Source organism: Paenarthrobacter sp. PAE-2 (assembly GCF_026013155.1).
Classification (GTDB): Bacteria; Actinomycetota; Actinomycetes; order Actinomycetales; family Micrococcaceae; genus Arthrobacter; species Arthrobacter ureafaciens.
Genome location: NZ_JAPDNV010000012.1, coordinates 13,333 through 29,965, shown reverse-complemented (window position 1 = coordinate 29,965; position 16,633 = coordinate 13,333). Strand labels below are relative to the sequence as shown.

At 64.7% G+C, this 16,633-nt stretch carries 13 protein-coding genes; 5 read left to right on the top strand and 8 right to left on the bottom strand.

Annotated elements, in window-relative coordinates; translation table 11 throughout:
- Positions 1 to 8: 8 nt before the first annotated feature.
- The 4 genes from OCL88_RS09775 to OCL88_RS09760 form a co-directional block, all read right to left on the bottom strand.
- Positions 9 to 491 carry a MarR family winged helix-turn-helix transcriptional regulator gene (locus OCL88_RS09775; protein ID WP_264962374.1) on the bottom strand — a complete coding sequence of 161 codons (483 nt, stop codon included), beginning with the start codon at positions 489 to 491 and terminating at the stop codon, positions 9 to 11.
- A gap of 154 nt (positions 492 to 645) precedes the next feature.
- Positions 646 to 2,349 (bottom strand): thiamine pyrophosphate-binding protein, encoded by a 1,704-nt coding sequence (locus OCL88_RS09770; RefSeq protein ID WP_264962373.1) that lies wholly within the window; start codon positions 2,347 to 2,349, stop codon positions 646 to 648.
- A complete protein-coding gene (gene speB / locus OCL88_RS09765) occupies positions 2,346 to 3,401 on the bottom strand; it encodes an agmatinase (protein ID WP_062095456.1) in 1,056 nt (351 codons plus the stop codon). The genes OCL88_RS09770 and speB overlap by 4 nt, the downstream gene beginning before the upstream one ends.
- 171 nt (positions 3,402 to 3,572) lie before the next feature.
- Entirely contained in the window at positions 3,573 to 4,148 is a 576-nt protein-coding gene (locus OCL88_RS09760; RefSeq protein ID WP_021472774.1) for a helix-turn-helix domain-containing protein, read from the bottom strand.
- A 271-nt stretch (positions 4,149 to 4,419) separates the two neighbouring features.
- Between OCL88_RS09760 and OCL88_RS09755 the strand changes: the two genes are divergently transcribed.
- Positions 4,420 to 5,937, top strand: coding sequence for a sodium:solute symporter (locus tag OCL88_RS09755; RefSeq protein ID WP_179011451.1), 1,518 nt, complete (start codon positions 4,420 to 4,422; stop codon positions 5,935 to 5,937).
- A gap of 134 nt (positions 5,938 to 6,071) precedes the next feature.
- On the opposite strand, the gene OCL88_RS09750 is transcribed toward OCL88_RS09755, so the two are convergent.
- Positions 6,072 to 6,263, bottom strand: coding sequence for a hypothetical protein (locus OCL88_RS09750; protein ID WP_021472776.1), 192 nt, complete (start codon positions 6,261 to 6,263; stop codon positions 6,072 to 6,074).
- A gap of 266 nt (positions 6,264 to 6,529) precedes the next feature.
- Between OCL88_RS09750 and OCL88_RS09745 the strand changes: the two genes are divergently transcribed.
- The 3 genes from OCL88_RS09745 to OCL88_RS09735 all read left to right on the top strand — a co-directional run bounded on the left by OCL88_RS09745 (position 6,530) and on the right by OCL88_RS09735 (position 9,793).
- Positions 6,530 to 7,675 carry a VIT1/CCC1 transporter family protein gene (locus OCL88_RS09745; RefSeq protein WP_021472777.1) on the top strand — a complete coding sequence of 382 codons (1,146 nt, stop codon included), beginning with the start codon at positions 6,530 to 6,532 and terminating at the stop codon, positions 7,673 to 7,675.
- Positions 7,676 to 7,814: 139 nt separating this feature from the next.
- Complete coding sequence (locus tag OCL88_RS09740) at positions 7,815 to 8,654, top strand: matrixin family metalloprotease (RefSeq protein WP_410868169.1); 840 nt, start codon at positions 7,815 to 7,817, stop codon at positions 8,652 to 8,654.
- Between the two features lie 161 nt (positions 8,655 to 8,815).
- Complete coding sequence (locus OCL88_RS09735) at positions 8,816 to 9,793, top strand: matrixin family metalloprotease (protein WP_062095450.1); 978 nt, start codon at positions 8,816 to 8,818, stop codon at positions 9,791 to 9,793.
- On the opposite strand, the gene OCL88_RS09730 is transcribed toward OCL88_RS09735, so the two are convergent.
- Positions 9,790 to 10,929 carry an LOG family protein gene (locus tag OCL88_RS09730; RefSeq protein WP_062095448.1) on the bottom strand — a complete coding sequence of 380 codons (1,140 nt, stop codon included), beginning with the start codon at positions 10,927 to 10,929 and terminating at the stop codon, positions 9,790 to 9,792. The two genes, OCL88_RS09735 and OCL88_RS09730, sit on opposite strands and share 4 nt — an antisense overlap.
- A 244-nt stretch (positions 10,930 to 11,173) precedes the next feature.
- On the opposite strand from OCL88_RS09730, the gene OCL88_RS09725 reads away from it, so the two are divergent.
- Positions 11,174 to 14,053: a chitobiase/beta-hexosaminidase C-terminal domain-containing protein gene (locus OCL88_RS09725; protein WP_264962372.1), complete on the top strand. Its 2,880-nt coding sequence runs from the start codon at positions 11,174 to 11,176 to the stop codon at positions 14,051 to 14,053.
- A 640-nt stretch (positions 14,054 to 14,693) separates the two neighbouring features.
- On the opposite strand, the gene OCL88_RS09720 is transcribed toward OCL88_RS09725, so the two are convergent.
- Positions 14,694 to 15,716 (bottom strand): Gfo/Idh/MocA family oxidoreductase, encoded by a 1,023-nt coding sequence (locus OCL88_RS09720; RefSeq protein ID WP_264962371.1) that lies wholly within the window; start codon positions 15,714 to 15,716, stop codon positions 14,694 to 14,696.
- Positions 15,713 to 16,627: an ATP-binding cassette domain-containing protein gene (locus OCL88_RS09715; protein WP_264962370.1), complete on the bottom strand. Its 915-nt coding sequence runs from the start codon at positions 16,625 to 16,627 to the stop codon at positions 15,713 to 15,715. Before OCL88_RS09715 ends, OCL88_RS09720 begins: the two co-directional genes overlap by 4 nt.
- Positions 16,628 to 16,633 lie beyond the last annotated feature (6 nt).

The following is a 16,633-nucleotide window of genomic DNA, read 5'->3' as shown; positions in this document are numbered from 1 at the left end:
CGTGGCTCCTAAACAGAGAGTTTGGTGGTTGTGGAACCGGCCGCCGTTGCCCGGATGGAATCCTTAAGGGATGTGGAGAGCTTCTGCAGTACGTGCGTAGCTTCCAAGGCGTCTTCTTCACTCCAGTCCGCCAGGTAGTCACGCAACCTGCTGCTGCGCTGTTCTTCGAACTCGCGCAGCTTCACAAGGCCGCCTTCGGACAGGCCCAACAGTTGCGCCCTGCCGTCGGCCGGGTCCGGACGCCTGACGACGTAGCCGAGCTCCTCCAGTTCAGCAATGTGCCGGCTGAGCACCGGCGCGCTGACGCCGAGGCGGGCCGCCAAGTGCGTAGCCCTGGCCTCCCCCTCGCCGATGTAGCGCATGACGCCCTGGGCAGCAACCCCGAGGTCGGGCACCCGGCCCAGTTGGGCGGCCACCACACAGCGCAGGGTCCTTTGCAGGTCGAAGATCTGATGGACAAGGTCGGTGGCCGTGGTTGAACCGACGGACATGAAATACACCCCTTTTTGTTTGCCTAAAGCAACTATACCTCCGATTGATTACTTTGGGAAACTAAAAATGCGAGGACTGCTCCACAGCAAGAGGACCCCGCACGGCAATGCCGTGCGGGGTCCTCTTGGTTCCTGTTAAGTTCCGTGGACGCGTTTAGTCGTCCAGGTGCGTGGGTCCAAACATCTTGAGCAGCGTTTCAACCACGACGACGTTGGGCCCGTCCGCGGCGAAGGAGTCCTTCAGCGCGTCCCCCACTTCCTCCGGGGCCACCCTGCGGGCCGGGACGCCGAACGACTCGGCCAGCTTGACGAAATCGGGGCGGGCAAGCTCCGTGGCGGTGGCTTTGCCGAAGGCGCCCACCATGTATTCGCGAAGGATGCCGTACCCGCCGTCGTCCACAATGAGCCACGTGACCGGAACGTTGTGCTGCTTGGCAGTTGCCAGCTCGGCGATGGAATACATTGACGAACCGTCACCGGAAACTGCCAGCACCCTGCTGGGTTTGCCGACGGTTTCCAAACCTACAGCAGCGCCGATCGCGGCCGGGAAGCCGTAACCCAGTCCACCTGCGCCCTGGGCGGAGTGGAACTGGCCTTCGCGGGCATCCCAGCAACTCCAGCCCCAGTACGCCGCAATGGTCATGTCCCAGAAGGTCTGCATGGTGTCAGGGACAGCCTCGCGGATGTCGGACATGAACTTCAGTTCCTTGGCCAGGTCCTGCGATTCCAAGCGGGCCTTGACCTTGGCCAGAGATTCCTTCACCAGTTCTTCCGGACTGGTGCCGTGCCAGGAGCGAACCGCCGTGTTGGCGGCATCGGCCTCGGCAAGGGCCTGGTCCAAGGCAGCCAATGCCTGCCCGGCATCGGCGCGGATACCCAGCCCGGGCCGGTTCGACTCCAATACGCGGGGCTCGGCATCGATCTGGATGATCCGCCCACGCGGCTCGAACGTGAAGTAGTTCGAGGTCACTTCTCCCAGGGATGAACCGATGACGATCAACACATCCGCGTCCTCCAGGACGTCGGTCATGTACCGGTCCTCGATCCACGACTGCAGGGACAGTTCATGGTTCCACGGGAAGGCGCCGTTTCCGCCCGGCGTGCAAATGACGGGTGCCCGGAGCTGTTCGGCAATGGACAGCAGCGCCTTTTCGCCACGGCCGCGACGCGTGCCGCCGCCTGCGATGATCGCCGGACGTTCCGCCGTCGTAAGCCACTTCACTGCCTCACGGATCAGCTCAACCCGGGGCGGGTTGTCAAAAGCTTCAGCCAAGGCGTCCTCGACCGGCGGAACCACGATCGGGTCCAACAGCACGTTCTGCGGGATTTCGATCCAGACCGGGCCCTGCGGTGAGGAGATCGCCTCGGTCCAGGCGTCCTGGATAGCCGACGGGATCCCGGAGGCGTGCTGGATCAGGCGCTGGCTCTTGGTCACGTTGGCTGCCGAGGCCTTCTGGTCATCAAGCTGGTGCAGCATGCCCTTGCGGCGGGCGCCCAGTCCGTCCAGCGGAATCTGGCTGGCCACCACCACCATGGGAACACCCGTTGCGTACGCCTCCTGGAGGCCTGCCAGCGACGTCAACGCCCCGGGACCGGTGGAGAGGAACAGCACGCCCACCTCGCCGGTGGCGCGGGAGTACCCGTCCGCGGCGAACGCCGAGTTGTTCTCCACACGCGAAGAGACGAAGTGCAGGTTGCCACGGCCCATCGCATCAAACAGGCCCAGCGCGTGCTGGCCCGGGATGCCGAAAACCGTCTTGGCGCCGAGCGCTTCGAGGGTCTCGACGACGAGATCCCCGCCGTTGCGCTGCCCGGTTTCACGGGTCGGGGCTGCTGTGCCCGGATCAAAATCGATCATCGCCGCGTCGCCTTGGCCAGCTCTTCGATGCGGGCGCCGAGGGCCTGCTGCGCGTAGCCGTTCGGCGCGCCGTGACGGTCGCCTTCCACCGCGTTGTCGGCCATCAGGGTAACCAGCTCGTAGGCAACATGGCTGCCGGCAACACCGGTAATTTCCGCGTGGTCATAGGCCGGGGCGACTTCAACAACGTCCGCTCCCACGAGGTTCATGCCGCGGAAGCCGCGGATGATCTCCAGGAGTTCGCGGCTGGTGATGCCGCCGGCTTCGGGGGTGCCCGTGCCGGGCGCGTGGGCCGGATCCAGGACGTCAATGTCCACGGAGATGTACAGCGGACGGTTGCCGATGCGGTCGCGGATCTTGGCCACCGTCTCCAGGACGCCCTGGTAGTAAACGTCCGCGGAGGTGACGATTCCGAACCCAAAGCGGTGGTCGTCGTCGAGGTCTTTCTTGCCGTACAGCGGGCCGCGGGTTCCGACGTGGCTGATGGCTTCGGTATCCAGGATGCCTTCTTCTACCGCACGGCGGAACGGCGTCCCGTGGGTGTACTCGGCGCCGAAGTAGGTGTCCCAGGTATCGAGGTGTGCGTCGAAGTGCAGCATGGCGATGGGCTCCCCCGCACGTTCCGCGGCGGCGCGAAGCAGCGGGAGGGCGATGGTGTGGTCGCCACCGAGGGTGACGAGCTTGCTGCCGTTCGCCGTGAGGTCCAGCGCATTCTGCTGGATGGTCTCGATGGCCTCGTTGATGTTGAAGGGGTTCACTGCCATGTCCCCGGCGTCGGCCACCTGGATGTTCTCGAAGGGGCTGACGTCCCACGCCGGGTTGTACGGGCGGAGCAGGCGGCTGGCCTCACGCACGTGGTTGGCACCGAAGCGGGCGCCGGGGCGGTAGGAGACGCCGGAGTCGAACGGAACGCCAACCACGGTCACGTCAGCTTTGGAGACCTGGTCCAGGCGGGGCAGGCGGGCGTAGGTGGCAGCGCCGGCGTAGCGCGGGATGCGGGAGGAATCGATGGGGCCAAGGTTCCCGTTGGCTTCGATGCGGAGCTCTTCCAAGATCGCGCAACTCCTTAGGTGGTGGGACGGAACTGGGTTTGTGACACCCATCATACACTCAAAGTTGCCTAATATGCATCACCTGTTTACACGCCGGGCAATCGCCGAGATGACAAATAATGCCAATGTTCAACCCGAACATTGGCATTATTTGTCATCTCGCGAAGGGTCTTAGCGGCTCGCGGCCGGCACCAGGATCCAGAGCACCTCTACGGTCTCGTCCGTGGGATTGATCCAGGTGTGGGGCTCCCGGCCGGGGAAAGAAAGGGTGTCCCCTTCTTCGAGGTCATACTCCTCATTGGTGAGGATCAGCTTGATGCGCCCCTTGACCACATGAAGGACGTCCACGTCGCAGTCAACGGCATACAGTTCGTTTTCGCCACGACCCCGCGGCTTGATGGTCGCGCCCAGGATCTGGAGGCGGCGCTCGGACCGGGCCGTCAGCAACCGTTCAACGATGCCCTGCCCGCCCAGTGAAATCCGCGGAGCTTCGTCGCGCCGGGTCAGATGCGTCTCCGGAGCTGCGAACAAGTCCCCCACGGAGACGGAAAGGACCTGGCACAGCGTTACCAGCGACGCCACCGAGGGGGAAGTCAGGTCGCGCTCCACACGACTGAGGAAACCCTTGGTCAGCCCGGTGGCCTCTGCTACCTGTTCGATGGTTAGCCGCTGCGCCTGGCGCGCCGCTCGGATTCTTGAACCGATGGCAACGGGGACGTTGCTGGGTTCAACGGGGAGAGCCTTCATTCACGAACCTTTCAGGCCTGTTCAACCGGCCCTGTCATTGCAGCCAATAGTAGCCGCAGAGAAGCTTTCGGAAGCTATGCAAAGCCCGAAGCCACCTAAAGCTTCTTGACTGTTACTCCGATCACAACATATCCTCAGGGGCAACAAGTGTTGTCTGTGAGGCACACAACACGAACCCAAATCTCCCATCGTCAGCACGGAGACTTCGACCCCGCCCCAGGAGTATCGTCGAAAACCCCAACCTCCGTGCATCAGCTCCAAGGACTCACTCATGGACTCATCGTTCATCAACATCGCCATTGTGGTGGTGTATCTGCTTGCCATGCTGGCGTTCGGATGGTGGGGCAAGTCCCGCACCAAGAACAACAGTGACTTCCTGGTGGCCGGCCGCCGCCTTGGCCCCTTCCTTTACACAGGCACCATGGCCGCCGTCGTCCTCGGTGGCGCGTCCACCGTTGGCGGCGTCGGCCTGGGCTACAAGTTCGGCATCTCAGGCATGTGGCTGGTGGTAGCCATCGGCGCCGGCGTGCTGTTGCTCAGCCTCCTGTTTGCAGGCACCATCCAAAAGCTCAAGATCTACACCGTCTCGCAGATGCTGACCCTCCGCTACGGAAGCCGGGCGACGCAAACCTCGGGCATCGTCATGCTGGCCTACACCCTGATGCTCTGCGCCACTTCGACCGGCGCCTATGCCACCATCTTCGTGGTGCTGTTCGGTTGGGAGCGCTGGTTGGCCATCGCGATCGGCGGCGCGATCGTTCTGGTGTACTCCACGATCGGCGGCATGTGGTCCATCACCCTGGCTGACCAGGTGCAGTTCGTGATCAAGACCGTGGGCATTTTCTTCCTCATGCTCCCCTTCGCCATGAACGCCGCGGGTGGCCTGGACGGCATCCGTGAACGCGTTGACGCCAGCTTCTTCGACATCGGCGGCATCGGCCTCCAAACGATCATCACGTACTTCGTGGTCTACACGCTCGGCCTCCTGATCGGCCAGGACATCTGGCAGCGCGTCTTCACGGCCAAGACCCCCAAGGTTGCCCGCTGGGGCGGCGCAACTGCCGGCGTGTACTGCATCGTTTACGGCCTGGCCGGCGCCTTGATCGGCATGGCCGCAAGCGTTGCCCTGTCCGGCATCGAGATCGAAGCCAAGGATGACGTGTACGCGGAAGTCGCCACCAACCTGCTGCCCATCGGCATCGGCGGCCTGGTCCTCGCGGCAGCCGTCGCGGCCATGATGTCCACCGCTTCCGGAGCGCTCATTGCAGCCGCTACGGTCGCCCGCGCAGACGTCCTGCCGTTCGTGGCCGGATGGTTCGGCAAGACCATCAACACCGACGATTCCGACAACCCTGAGCATGACGTCAAGGCGAACCGCTACTGGGTCCTGGGACTCGGCATCGTGGCCATCATCATCGCCATCTCCACCAAGGACGTCGTGGCAGCACTGACCATTGCCTACGACATCCTGGTGGGCGGCCTGCTGGTTGCCATCATCGGTGGCCTGGTATGGAAGCGCGGCACGGGAATCGCGGCCGCGGCCTCCATGGCCGTGGGCTCCGTGATCACCCTGGGCACCATGATCATCCTTGAGATCAACGCCAAGGCTCCCCTGGACGGCATCTACGCGAACGAGCCCATCTACTACGGCCTGATTGCCTCGGCGATCGTCTACGTAGCCGTCTCGCTGTTCAGCAAGCCCACCGATCCTGCGGTCATGGAGGCCTGGACCGACCGTGTAGCCGGCACCCGGGTGGCCGAGGAGGAGCTCAGCTCACCGGCCAAGTAAGGGCACCCAACGCAGCAACGCCCGACGGCGGCGCTCCCCTTTCGCGGGGAGCGCCGCTTTGTCGTTTTCCACGGCACTCACGTGGACCTGCTACCCGGGAGACGGCAGGATCAGACGGTTACCGAAGGCCAGGGCTAAAGTTCGTCGTCGCCTTCCCGGAATTCCTCTTCGGCGGGGTCGATCGGCACCACGCGTTCGTCGTCGTCCGCCACGTCTTCTTCCTCCACCCAGGCTTCGTCCACTTCCTGGTCCTCGCTGTAGTCGAAGGCCGGATCGGATTCGATGGTGGCCCGTTCAGGGTGGTTGAAGTGTGATCCAGTGTTCATGCTGCAACCTCCGTGTGGTGGGCTGCGGAACAGCCCGCTGACCGAATGCGGGAAGCTTCCCGCGCCTGTCTATCCATCTGAGCACCGAGGGAGGACAGGGTCAATACGCTCGCCGCCGGAGCCTGCGAAGGCGTCCTGCCCGGTGGCGAAATTAAGGCGCACCGAACATTCCCGGTAAGGAATACCAGCCAAAAAACCGCGGAAATAAGCGGTACAGTGGGCGGTGCAATGGGGCCGCAACTACCCCACCCAGCCCAGGAGAAGCAGTGCAGAGGCACCAGGAATCCAACAATCCGTCGAGCCCCGCTCCGGACCCGCAGCCCCAAAAGACAACGCCATCGTCCGCGGACATCAAGCGCTGGCGCCAGTACCTTGCCGATGAGCGTGCAGAGGCTGCCGTATACCGTGAACTCGCCCAGCGGCGCGACGGTGAGGAACGCCAGATCCTCCTGGCCCTGGCCGAAGCCGAAGGCCGGCATGAGGCACACTGGCTCAAGCTCCTTGGTGAGCACGCCGGCATGCCCAAGGCAGCGTCCGGCCGCAGCCGCCTCCTTGGGTTCCTTGCCCGGCACTTCGGGTCGGTCTTCGTTCTCGCCCTGGCCCAGCGCGCCGAGGGCCGCTCTCCCTACGGAACCGATCCTTCGGCCACGCCGGCCATGGTGGCTGACGAGCAGATCCACGAGGAAGTGGTCCGCGGACTCGCCACACGCGGCAGGAACAGGTTGTCCGGAACCTTCCGTGCAGCAGTCTTCGGCGCCAACGATGGCCTGGTCAGCAACCTCTCCCTGGTGATGGGCATGGCCGCCACCGGTGTTTCCAGCGCGGTGGTGCTCATGAGCGGCGTAGCCGGACTGCTGGCCGGTGCTTTGTCCATGGGAGCCGGCGAGTATGTGTCCGTGCGTTCCCAGCGTGAGCTGCTCAACGCCACCCTGCCGACGCAGGCAACACTGACCGCGGCACCGTCGCTGGACGTGGAGCACAACGAACTGGTGCTGGTGTACCTGGCACGCGGCATGACCCGGGAAGCCGCCGAGCACCGGGCCGCCGAACGCATGGGGCTGTTCAGTTGCGACTGCGACCCCAGCCTTTCGCTGCAACCCGAAAAGGAACAGCCCGCCGACGACCATGAAACCGTGGGCTCTGCCTGGGGCGCGGCGATGTCCAGCTTCTGCTTCTTTGCCTCCGGCGCCATCGTGCCCATCATCCCGTTCATCTTCGGCATGACCGGTTGGGCTGCGCTGATCGTCGCAGGTGCCTTGGTGGGCGTCGCGCTGTTGGCGACCGGCGCCGTCGTGGGCTTGCTGTCCGGAACGTCCCCGCTGAGCCGCGGGCTGCGGCAGCTGGGAATCGGCATAGGCGCCGCTGCCGCCACCTACGGGCTTGGCCTGCTCTTCGGAGCAGTGATCGTCTAACGCGGCGCGAATGGACGGGCCTGCGCCCGTCCCGTAATCTTGGTGCGTCCTCCACGCCGCCCCGCGTGCCGGGCGCAATGATGGGAGAACTGTGGAGCCTGAGGCATACCGGGTGCCTAGGCGCCGCCGGAAAGGACGCGTGCTGCGTCCGGTCCTGGGCCTCCTCACGGCAGCCGTGGCTGCCTCCGTGGCGGTGGTCGTCAGTGGTTTCCTGCACAACGATCCCCGTATCACCGGCCTTGTCCCGGGGCTCGCCATGCCCAACGTGCAGCCCGGTGGCCAGGACCAGGAACCGTTCCCCCGGGCCTTGAACGCACCTCCGCCTGGACTGGAGGAAGCGGACAAGCCGCTGGTCTCGCCGTCGGCGCTCCACCTCGCCAACGATTCCTACAAGTTCCTGGCAACCAACGACGACGGCACGCCGGTTGGCTATTCACCGTGCCGTCCGCTGCACTACGTCGTGAATGACACCGCAGCGCCCGCAGGCACGGACGAGCTCCTGGAAAGGGCCCTCGCCAACGTGTCTGCTGCGGCCGGCATCCAGTTCATCGACGACGGATCCACCGACGAACAGCCCGTGGACAAACGGGAGCCGTACCAGCCGGGAAAGTACGGCGAGCGCTGGGCGCCTTTGCTGATCTCGTGGACCACGCCGGAGGTTGCTCCTGCCTTGGCGGACAAGGTGATCGGCACCGGCGGCAGCACCATGTATTCGATCAACAACGGGACCAGGAGCTACATCACCGGAAGCCTGGAATTGGATACACCCCAAATCTCGGAACTCCTGGCAGAAGATGGCGGCGCAGACTTCGTACTTGCCGTCATGCAGCACGAACTGGGACACGTGCTGGGACTGGACCATGTTGAAGACCCCATCCAGCTGATGTACCCGGAGATCGGAGCGCCTGACGGCTTGGCGGACGGTGACCTGACAGGCATGAGCATGCTGGCTTCGGCTCCCTGCCGGAAGGACATCTAGGCGTACCGTCCCGACAGGTTGGTGGCACGGGGTTGGCGGGTGCGGGCGCCCCTTGCCTGGCGTCCTGCCATGGACTTCCCCCGCTGGCGGGTCCTAAGCTGGCCCAAACGGCCGACGGCGGCAGCCCACCGCGCAGCTTCGGCCGCCGGTCAGGGGGCTCAATGGAACCTGATGGGTCGCCGAAAGGGCCGGACCCCTATCCCCCGGCGCGCCGATCCCCGGACGAGCCTGCCGGGGTCCCGCCCGCCGTCGGGGTGCCGCCTTGGTCCACGCACCCGCGCGGCCCCCTCGACCAGCCCACGCGGCCGATCAAGCACAGCAGCATCGTGGCGGTCTTCTTCCTCTTTGTTGTCCTTGGGCTGGTGTGTGCCGGGGCGTACTTCGGCGGTGAGCTGCAGCACTGGATGGGCGGCGGTTCCACGGCCCAAAGCCAAGCGCCCAGGCCGGGTGTCCTGCCGTTCGGGCAACGCGAGGATCCACTTCCCGGGCGCGAGGAAGCGGACGCGCCGCTGGGCACCCCGCCGGTTGTGCGGCCCACCAGTTCTTCCTACAAATTCCTGGCCGTGAAGGACGACGGATCACCCGTGGCCTATTCCCCCTGCAGGCCGATCCATTACGTGGTCAACTCCACCAGGGCACCGGCCTCCTGGCAGCCCCTGGTCGAGGAGGCCATCCGGCAGGCGAGCCTTGCCACCGGCCTCCAGTTCATCTACGACGGTCCCACGTCCGAGCTGCCGTCAGCCAACAGGGAGGGCTACCAACCGGAAATGTACGGTGACCGGTGGGCTCCCGTGCTCATTGTGTGGAGCACCCCCGAAGAAGTGCCGCGCCTGGCCGGGCAAACCGTCGGTCTGGGCGGAAGCTCGTCCATCGGCCTGAGTAACGGGTACAAGGCGTATGTCACCGGTTCAGTGGCATTGGATGCTCCCCAGTTCACCGGAATCATGGATTCGCCCCGGGGCAGGGAGATCGGGGTGGCAGTGATCATGCACGAGTTGGGGCACCTGCTGGGCTTGGACCACGTGGATGACGCGCGCCAGCTGATGTACGACCAAGCCTCGTGGGTGCGCCAATACGCGGCCGGTGACCGGACAGGCCTCGCCGAACTCGGCAAGGGCCCCTGCAGCAAGAATTTCTAGGCCGAACCCACCACGATCGCCACTGCTTCCTCCACCGTGTCCACGAGGAAGATCTGCCGGTCCATGGGACGTCCTGCGGCGAGGCTTTGCAGCATGGGCCACGCCGGGTATGTCCTCTCCCAGTGGTCGCGGCCCACCAGCACCATGGGGGTGATGGTTTCCGGGGCTCCGTAGTAGTTCTCGCACGCGTCCTGAAAGATTTCCTGCACGGTACCGGCCGCTCCCGGGAGGAAGATAATTCCGCCGTTGCACAGTTCCAGCAGGATGGCTTCACGAATGGCGTTGGCGAAGTACTTGGCAATGTGGGTGGCAAACAGGTTGGGCGGTTCGTGGCCGTAGAACCAGGTGGGGATGCCCAGCGTCGACGTACCGTCCGGATAATTTTCGACGACGGCGGCTGCCTGGCGCGCCCACGCCGTCACCGAGGGGCGGAACCCCGGGACGGCGGCGAGTTGCTGCACCGCGGCGCGGAAGTCGTCGTCGGGCATTGCGCTGAGGTAGGCACCCATGTTGGCCGCTTCCATGGCACCCGGACCGCCTCCGGTGGCCACCGTGAGTCCCGCGTGCGCGAGCAAGCGGCCCAAGCGGGCGGCGTCGGAGAACTCCCGGCTGCTGCGCTGCGCCGCATGGCCACCCATGACACCCACCAGCCTGGACCCGGCGAGCGCCCCGTTGGCCATGGCTTCTTCCAGGGCGTCGCCGATCGCGTGATCGTGCAGGGCCGCGGCGAGTGTTGAGTCAAGCCGGGAGCGCTGGCCGGGCAGGATGCTCCAGTGATAGACCCGCGCGTCCAAAGTGTGCTCGTATTCCTTGGTGGAGATGCCGGGATACAGTTCGGCCGCCGTGTAGAGGCTGCCCCGGTAGGGGTTGAACGGAACACCCTGCAATTTGGGGAAGATGAGCGCCCCCTGGCTCCGCAGCTGGTCCTCCACGCCGTCGTCGAACGTGCAGCCCAGGAAGATCGCGCCCTGGGGGTTCAGCGCCAGCAGTTCACGGGAGCGCCCGCGCAGGTCCAGGGACTGGGCGTGCCAGCCGTGCATTGAATGCGCCCCGGCGCTGACCAAGCGGTCGAAGTGGATGAGGCTTTCAACATCAAGGGTTCGCGGATTGGGATTGAGGGCACCTGACGGGGTCATGGACCCAGCGTAGTGGCGAAAAGTTCAACGGCAGGCCTACCCAGCGTTGGACCCGAGGAGTACAGTAGCGGTCACTGCACCGGTTTCCGTCTCCGACGGCAGCCGGCAGGAACAGCACAAATTTATTCGAATGGCGTTCATTACGGGCGTCTGAAGTTCGCCGGCTGGGGGGCCCAACGTCTGCTCAAGGAGCATTGTTGTGGTCCGTTCACATCTTTTCAGTCGACCGAGTCATCCGAATCCCTTGGACAGCCACCCCCGGAGCTCCTTGGTGCGCCGCGTGCTCGGCATGGTGCTTAGCCCTGCCTTGGCCTTCGGCGGACTGGTCCTGGCCTCAGCCGCACCTGCCTCGGCCGCAGTGCCCCCGTGTGCTGGGACCGGTGGGGCCATGCAGATCGTGGGCCACACAGATGACGACCTGATCTTCCTGAGTCCCGACTTCATGCGCGACATCCAGGCGAAACGATGCGTCCAAACCGTCTTCACCACCGCAGGGGAAGCGGGCGAAGGGGCCACGTACTGGCGCAGCCTGGAGGCGGGAATCAGGGCCAGCTACGCCAAGATGGCCGGTGTGGCGGACTCCTGGACGGCCTCCGACGCCGGTGTCCCCAACCGGCCGTTGACCATGCAGACGCTCAACGGCGCGCCGAACATCTCCGTGGTGTTCATGCGCTTGCCGGACGGCTTCCCCAACGGTTTGGGGAGCGCTGCCTACAATTCCCAAAGCATCCTCAAACTGTGGGACGGCCGTTTGTCCTCCATCAGGCCGGTGGATAACGCCGCCACGTTTACCAAGTCCCAGTTCCAGACTGCCCTCAACCGCTTGGTGGCGAACTTCAAACCCACCACGTTCCGCACGCAGGACTGGACCGGGAACTTCAACAACCCCTATGACCACAGCGACCACTGGGCCACAGCGAAGTTCGCGCAACTGGCCACTCGCAGCTACACCGGGCCGCACACCTCCATGGCCTACGACGCCTACGTCATCGACGAATACCCGCAAAACGTCACCGGATCCGAACTGACCGCCAAAGTGGATACGTTTGTCCGGTTCGCAGACTTCGACATGTACGTCTGCAGCAGCCCTGGCGAAGGGTGCCCGGACTCCCCCTACAACGAGTGGTTGAAACGGCAGTACATCACGGCCATCGAGTGGGTGGGCAACGCTGCCAAATCAACGGGCACCACAGTGAGCGCGTCATCACAGAAGGCCTCCGCCCAAAGCCCCGAAAAGGCCCGCGACGGCTACTTCTGGGGTGCGCCGATGGACGCGTCCCGTGAGTGGGTGTCCGCCGGCGAGAAGGCAGGAAGCTGGATCCAATACAACTTCACACCCACCCGTACCATCAACGCCGTGACACTTGGCGACCGGCCGATCCTCAGCGACCAGGTAACCGGCGGAAACCTCGTGTTCTCGGACGGCAGCACGGTCCCCGTTCCGGCTCTGCCCAACAACGGCTCCGGGCTTACCATCAACTTCCCCGCCAAGACTGTGAGCTCAGTGCGCTTCAACATCACCTCAGTCAGCGGCAGCACCACGAATGCCGGACTGGCGGAGTTCGAAGCCTACCTCGGTACGGACAACGTGGCGCCGGTGGTCACCGCGGCACCCGAGGGCGGAACCTACGCAGCAGGCCAGGCCATCACGTTGACGGCCAACGAAACCGCGACGATCTACTACACCACCAACGGCTCGACGCCCACCACGGCCAGCACCAAGTACACGGCACCGATCATCCTGAACGGGCCGCTGACGCTGAAGTACTTCGCGGTGGACGGCGCCAACAACTCCTCCGCAGTGGTCACCCAGACCTACTCCACCGGGCCCGACGTCACCAAACCCATCGTGACGGCCAACCCGGCCAGCGGAGAATACGCAGCAGGGACGAACATCACCCTCACCGCCAACGAGGCTGCCGAGATCCGCTACACGAAGGATGGCACCGACCCCCTCACCGCAGGTCTGCTGTACACGGCACCCATCACCTTCACGGGCCCCGGTCCCATGACGCTGAAGTACTTTGCGAAGGACACCGCGGGCAACACCTCCGACGTGGCGACGCAGACCTACACCATCCCTCCGGACACCACTGCCCCGGTGATCACGGCCAACCCGACGGGGCGGGCCCTCGCCAGCGGTGCCACCATCACCCTGAGCGCCAATGAAACGGCAACCATCTACTACACCACCGACGGCAGCACGCCGACGACCACCGAATCGGCAACCAACCTCAAGTACACCGCTCCCCTCGTGATGGGCAGCTCCACCCTGACCCTCAAGTACATCGGAGTGGACACGGAGGGCAATACCTCGGCCGTGGGAACCCAGACCTACACCGTTCCCGCCGCCGGGCCGCCGTCGACCCATGACTTCAGCGGTGACGGCCGCTCCGACGTCCTGGCTGCGGACACCGCCGGTAACCTGTACCTCTACCCGGGCGACGGCGCCGGCGGACTCCTGCCGCGGCAAGTGGCCCTCGCGGCTCCGGCCTGGTCCTCGGTCACCGACACCATCACTCCGGGCGACTTCAACAGGGACGGCAAGAACGATCTCCTTGCCCGCGCCGGAGACATCCTGTACTTCTACCCCGGCGACGGAGCCGGCAGCTTCGGGGCGCGGAAACAGGTCAGCACAGGCTGGACCACCATGTCCCAGATCTTCTCCCCCGGCGACTTCAGTGGCGACGGCATCCCCGATTTCATCGGCCGCAGGAGCAACGGAGAACTGCGACTCTACGAAGGAAACGGCAGCGGCGGACAACGCTCGCCCTACACCGTCGGCTGGGGCTGGGACGTCATGAACGCCATTTTCAGCACCGGCGATTTCAACGGTGACGGCAAGGGGGACGTACTGGCGCGGCGCACCGACACAGGCGCATTATGGCTATATCCGGGCAATGGCTCCGGAGGCTGGCTGACCTGGAAGCAGATCGCAACCGGGTGGAGCACCCGCACAGCGCTGGCCGGCCCCAGGGACCTTGATGGCGACGGCAAGAACGACGTCCTCGGCCGCATCGGAGACACCTTGTGGCTGTACCCCGGATCGGGTGGCGGAACGCTGGGCAACGTGCCGCCGATCAGCCTGGGCACGGGTTGGCAGGGAATGAAGGTCATCGCCTGATCCAACCCCCACATACCTGGCGCGGGTCGGAGTTTTCCCCCAGACTCTTCCGGCCCGCGTCAGCCACGCCCGATCCCTCTGCCACATCCCACCCCTTTTTCACCATCCCTCTGCCACATCCCACCCCCTCCCCACCATCCCTCTGCCACTGGGGTTTGGGGCCCGCGGTTTGGGGCCTGACACGTGGGGAACAAGGGGTGCATTCGACGGGAGCGGACGGACCTGGGCGGTGGCGGTCAATCGGGCGGGGAGCCAGCCGCACAGAAAGCTCGACGGCGGCACTCAGACCGTGCCGCCGTCGGACCTTCCCGCGGGAAGTGATAGAGCAACCGCGGAAAAGCGTCGGGAAATGATAGAGCGTTACACCGGGACTTTCACGGGGACGCCCGTCTCCAACGATTCCTCTGCCGCATCCGCCACTCGGGTGGCGCACCCTTTGCCGCCGAATGCACCCGTAGCATTGGGTGCATTCGGCGGGAAGGGTTGCGGGGTGGACGGACCTGGGCGGTGGCGATCAATCGGGCGGGGAGCCAGCCGCACCAAAAGCTCGACGGCGGCACTCAGGCCGAGTGCCGCCGTCGGACCTTCCCGCCGAACATGATAGAGCAACCGCGGAAAAGCGCCGGGAAATGATAGAGGGTTACACCGGGACTTTCACGGGGACGCCCGTCTCCAACGATTCCTGTGCCGCATCCGCCACGCGGGAAGCGGCCACCGCATCCTCGGGTGTGCAGGGGTTCTTGCGCTCCCCCAGGATCACTTCCACGAACGCGGCCATTTCGGAGCGGTAAGCCTGGTCGAACCGTTCGGCAAAGGTCTTGTGCGGAGTCCCCGCAGGGAAGGTGATTCCGCGCTCTCCGGAACGCAGCGCCATCTGGTCGTCCATGCCCACCACCACGGATCCTTCCGAGCCCTGCAACTCCAGCCGGACATCATGCCCGGCCCCGTTGTAGCGGCTGGCCGACACCGTGCCTACAGTGCCGTCGTCGAACGTCACCACTGCCAAAGCGGTATCGACGTCGCCCACCTCACCGATTGCGGGGTCGCCGTTGTTGGAGCCCTTCGCGTAAACCTCCACGATTTCCCGTCCCGTCAACCAGCGGAGGATGTCGAAGTCGTGGACCGAGCAGTCCCGGAAGAGTCCGCCTGAGGTTGCGAGGAAGGACACGGGTGGCGGCGCCATGTCACAGGTGACCGCACGCAGGGAGTGGATCCAGCCGAGTTCGCCGGCGTCATAGGCCCGCTTGGCCTCGAGGTAGCCGGAATCGAAGCGGCGCTGGTGTCCGATCTGGACCGTGCCGCCCTTTTCCCGGATGTAGTCCAGGACCGGGAGGGACTCTGCCAGGTTGACGGCCACCGGCTTCTCGCAGAAGACCGGAATGCCGGCGTCAACGCCCGCCATGATCAGATCCGGATGGGTGGCCGTCCCGGTGGCCACGACCAACCCGTCAATGCCCGCGGCGATCAACGCTTCAACGGACGGAAAGTACTCCGCGCCGAAGTCCCGGGCCACCGATCGTGCGTGTTCCTCGGCAACGTCCGTCAGTTTGAGCCTGACGTTGACTCCTTCAGGATTGAGTTGCTCGTTCAACGCGCTGATGTTCCGGGCATGCATCACACCGATGCGGCCCACACCCACCAGGCCGAGCGTTATTTCCTTCATGCCTTCTCCGGTGCTGCGTCGGCTACGTCCGCTACTTCGGCCTTGACCTCGTTGAGCGCTTCGGTGTGTCCGCCGAGTTGTTCGAGTTCGTGGGCGAGTTCGGCCAGTTCGGCGCCGCCGGCCATTTGGGCAGTGAGTTCCTCGACAGTGATGTCCTTCTTCTCGTAGTAACCAATCGATTTGCCGCGCTTGAGCAGCAGGAACCGGTCGCCCACGGGGTATGCGTGGTGCGGGTTGTGGGTGATGAAGATGACCCCCAGGCCGCGGTCGCGGGCCTGCAGGATGTAGCGAAGTACGACGCCGGACTGCTTGACTCCCAGCGCGGCTGTCGGTTCGTCGAGGATCAGGACCTTTGCCCCGAAGTACACGGCGCGGGCGATGGCCACACATTGGCGTTCACCACCGGAGAGCTGGCCAATGGGCTGCTCCACATCGCGCAGGTCGATGCCCATGTCCGCGAGTTCCTTTTTTGTGATGTCCTTCATCTTCTGGACATCCATGCGCTTGAACGGGCCTACGCCGGTGGTGAGTTCGGAACCGAGGAAGAAGTTCCGCCAAATCGGCATGAGCGACACGACGGCGAGGTCCTGGTACACGGCCGCGATCCCGGCGTCGAGGGCTTCACGGGGTGAGCCGAGCTTGCGGTCCTCCCCCATGATCTTGAACGAACCTTCGTCGTGCTGGTGCAGGCCGGCGATGATCTTGATCAGCGTGGACTTGCCGGCGCCGTTGTCGCCCAGGACGCAGGTGACGCGGCCGTTGTCCACGGCCATGGTGACATCCCGCAAGGCGATGATGTTGCCGTAGTGCTTTCCCACTGCTTCGAGGGAAAGCAAATGCACGGGCGTGTGGGTCAAAGGATCTTTCTCGTCTCTCAGCAGGGTTTGCTGGTCGATTTGTTGTGCGTTCATTGGTCC

Coding starts and splice junctions, on each gene's coding strand:
- OCL88_RS09775 (WP_264962374.1), bottom strand. CDS start 491: ATGTCCGTCGGTTCAACCACGGCCACCGACCTTGTCCATCAGATCTTC.
- OCL88_RS09755 (WP_179011451.1), top strand. CDS start 4,420: ATGGACTCATCGTTCATCAACATCGCCATTGTGGTGGTGTATCTGCTT.
- OCL88_RS09770 (WP_264962373.1), bottom strand. CDS start 2,349: ATGATCGATTTTGATCCGGGCACAGCAGCCCCGACCCGTGAAACCGGG.
- OCL88_RS09750 (WP_021472776.1), bottom strand. CDS start 6,263: ATGAACACTGGATCACACTTCAACCACCCTGAACGGGCCACCATCGAA.
- OCL88_RS09760 (WP_021472774.1), bottom strand. CDS start 4,148: ATGAAGGCTCTCCCCGTTGAACCCAGCAACGTCCCCGTTGCCATCGGT.
- OCL88_RS09720 (WP_264962371.1), bottom strand. CDS start 15,716: ATGAAGGAAATAACGCTCGGCCTGGTGGGTGTGGGCCGCATCGGTGTG.
- OCL88_RS09715 (WP_264962370.1), bottom strand. CDS start 16,627: ATGAACGCACAACAAATCGACCAGCAAACCCTGCTGAGAGACGAGAAA.
- OCL88_RS09730 (WP_062095448.1), bottom strand. CDS start 10,929: ATGACCCCGTCAGGTGCCCTCAATCCCAATCCGCGAACCCTTGATGTT.
- OCL88_RS09735 (WP_062095450.1), top strand. CDS start 8,816: ATGGAACCTGATGGGTCGCCGAAAGGGCCGGACCCCTATCCCCCGGCG.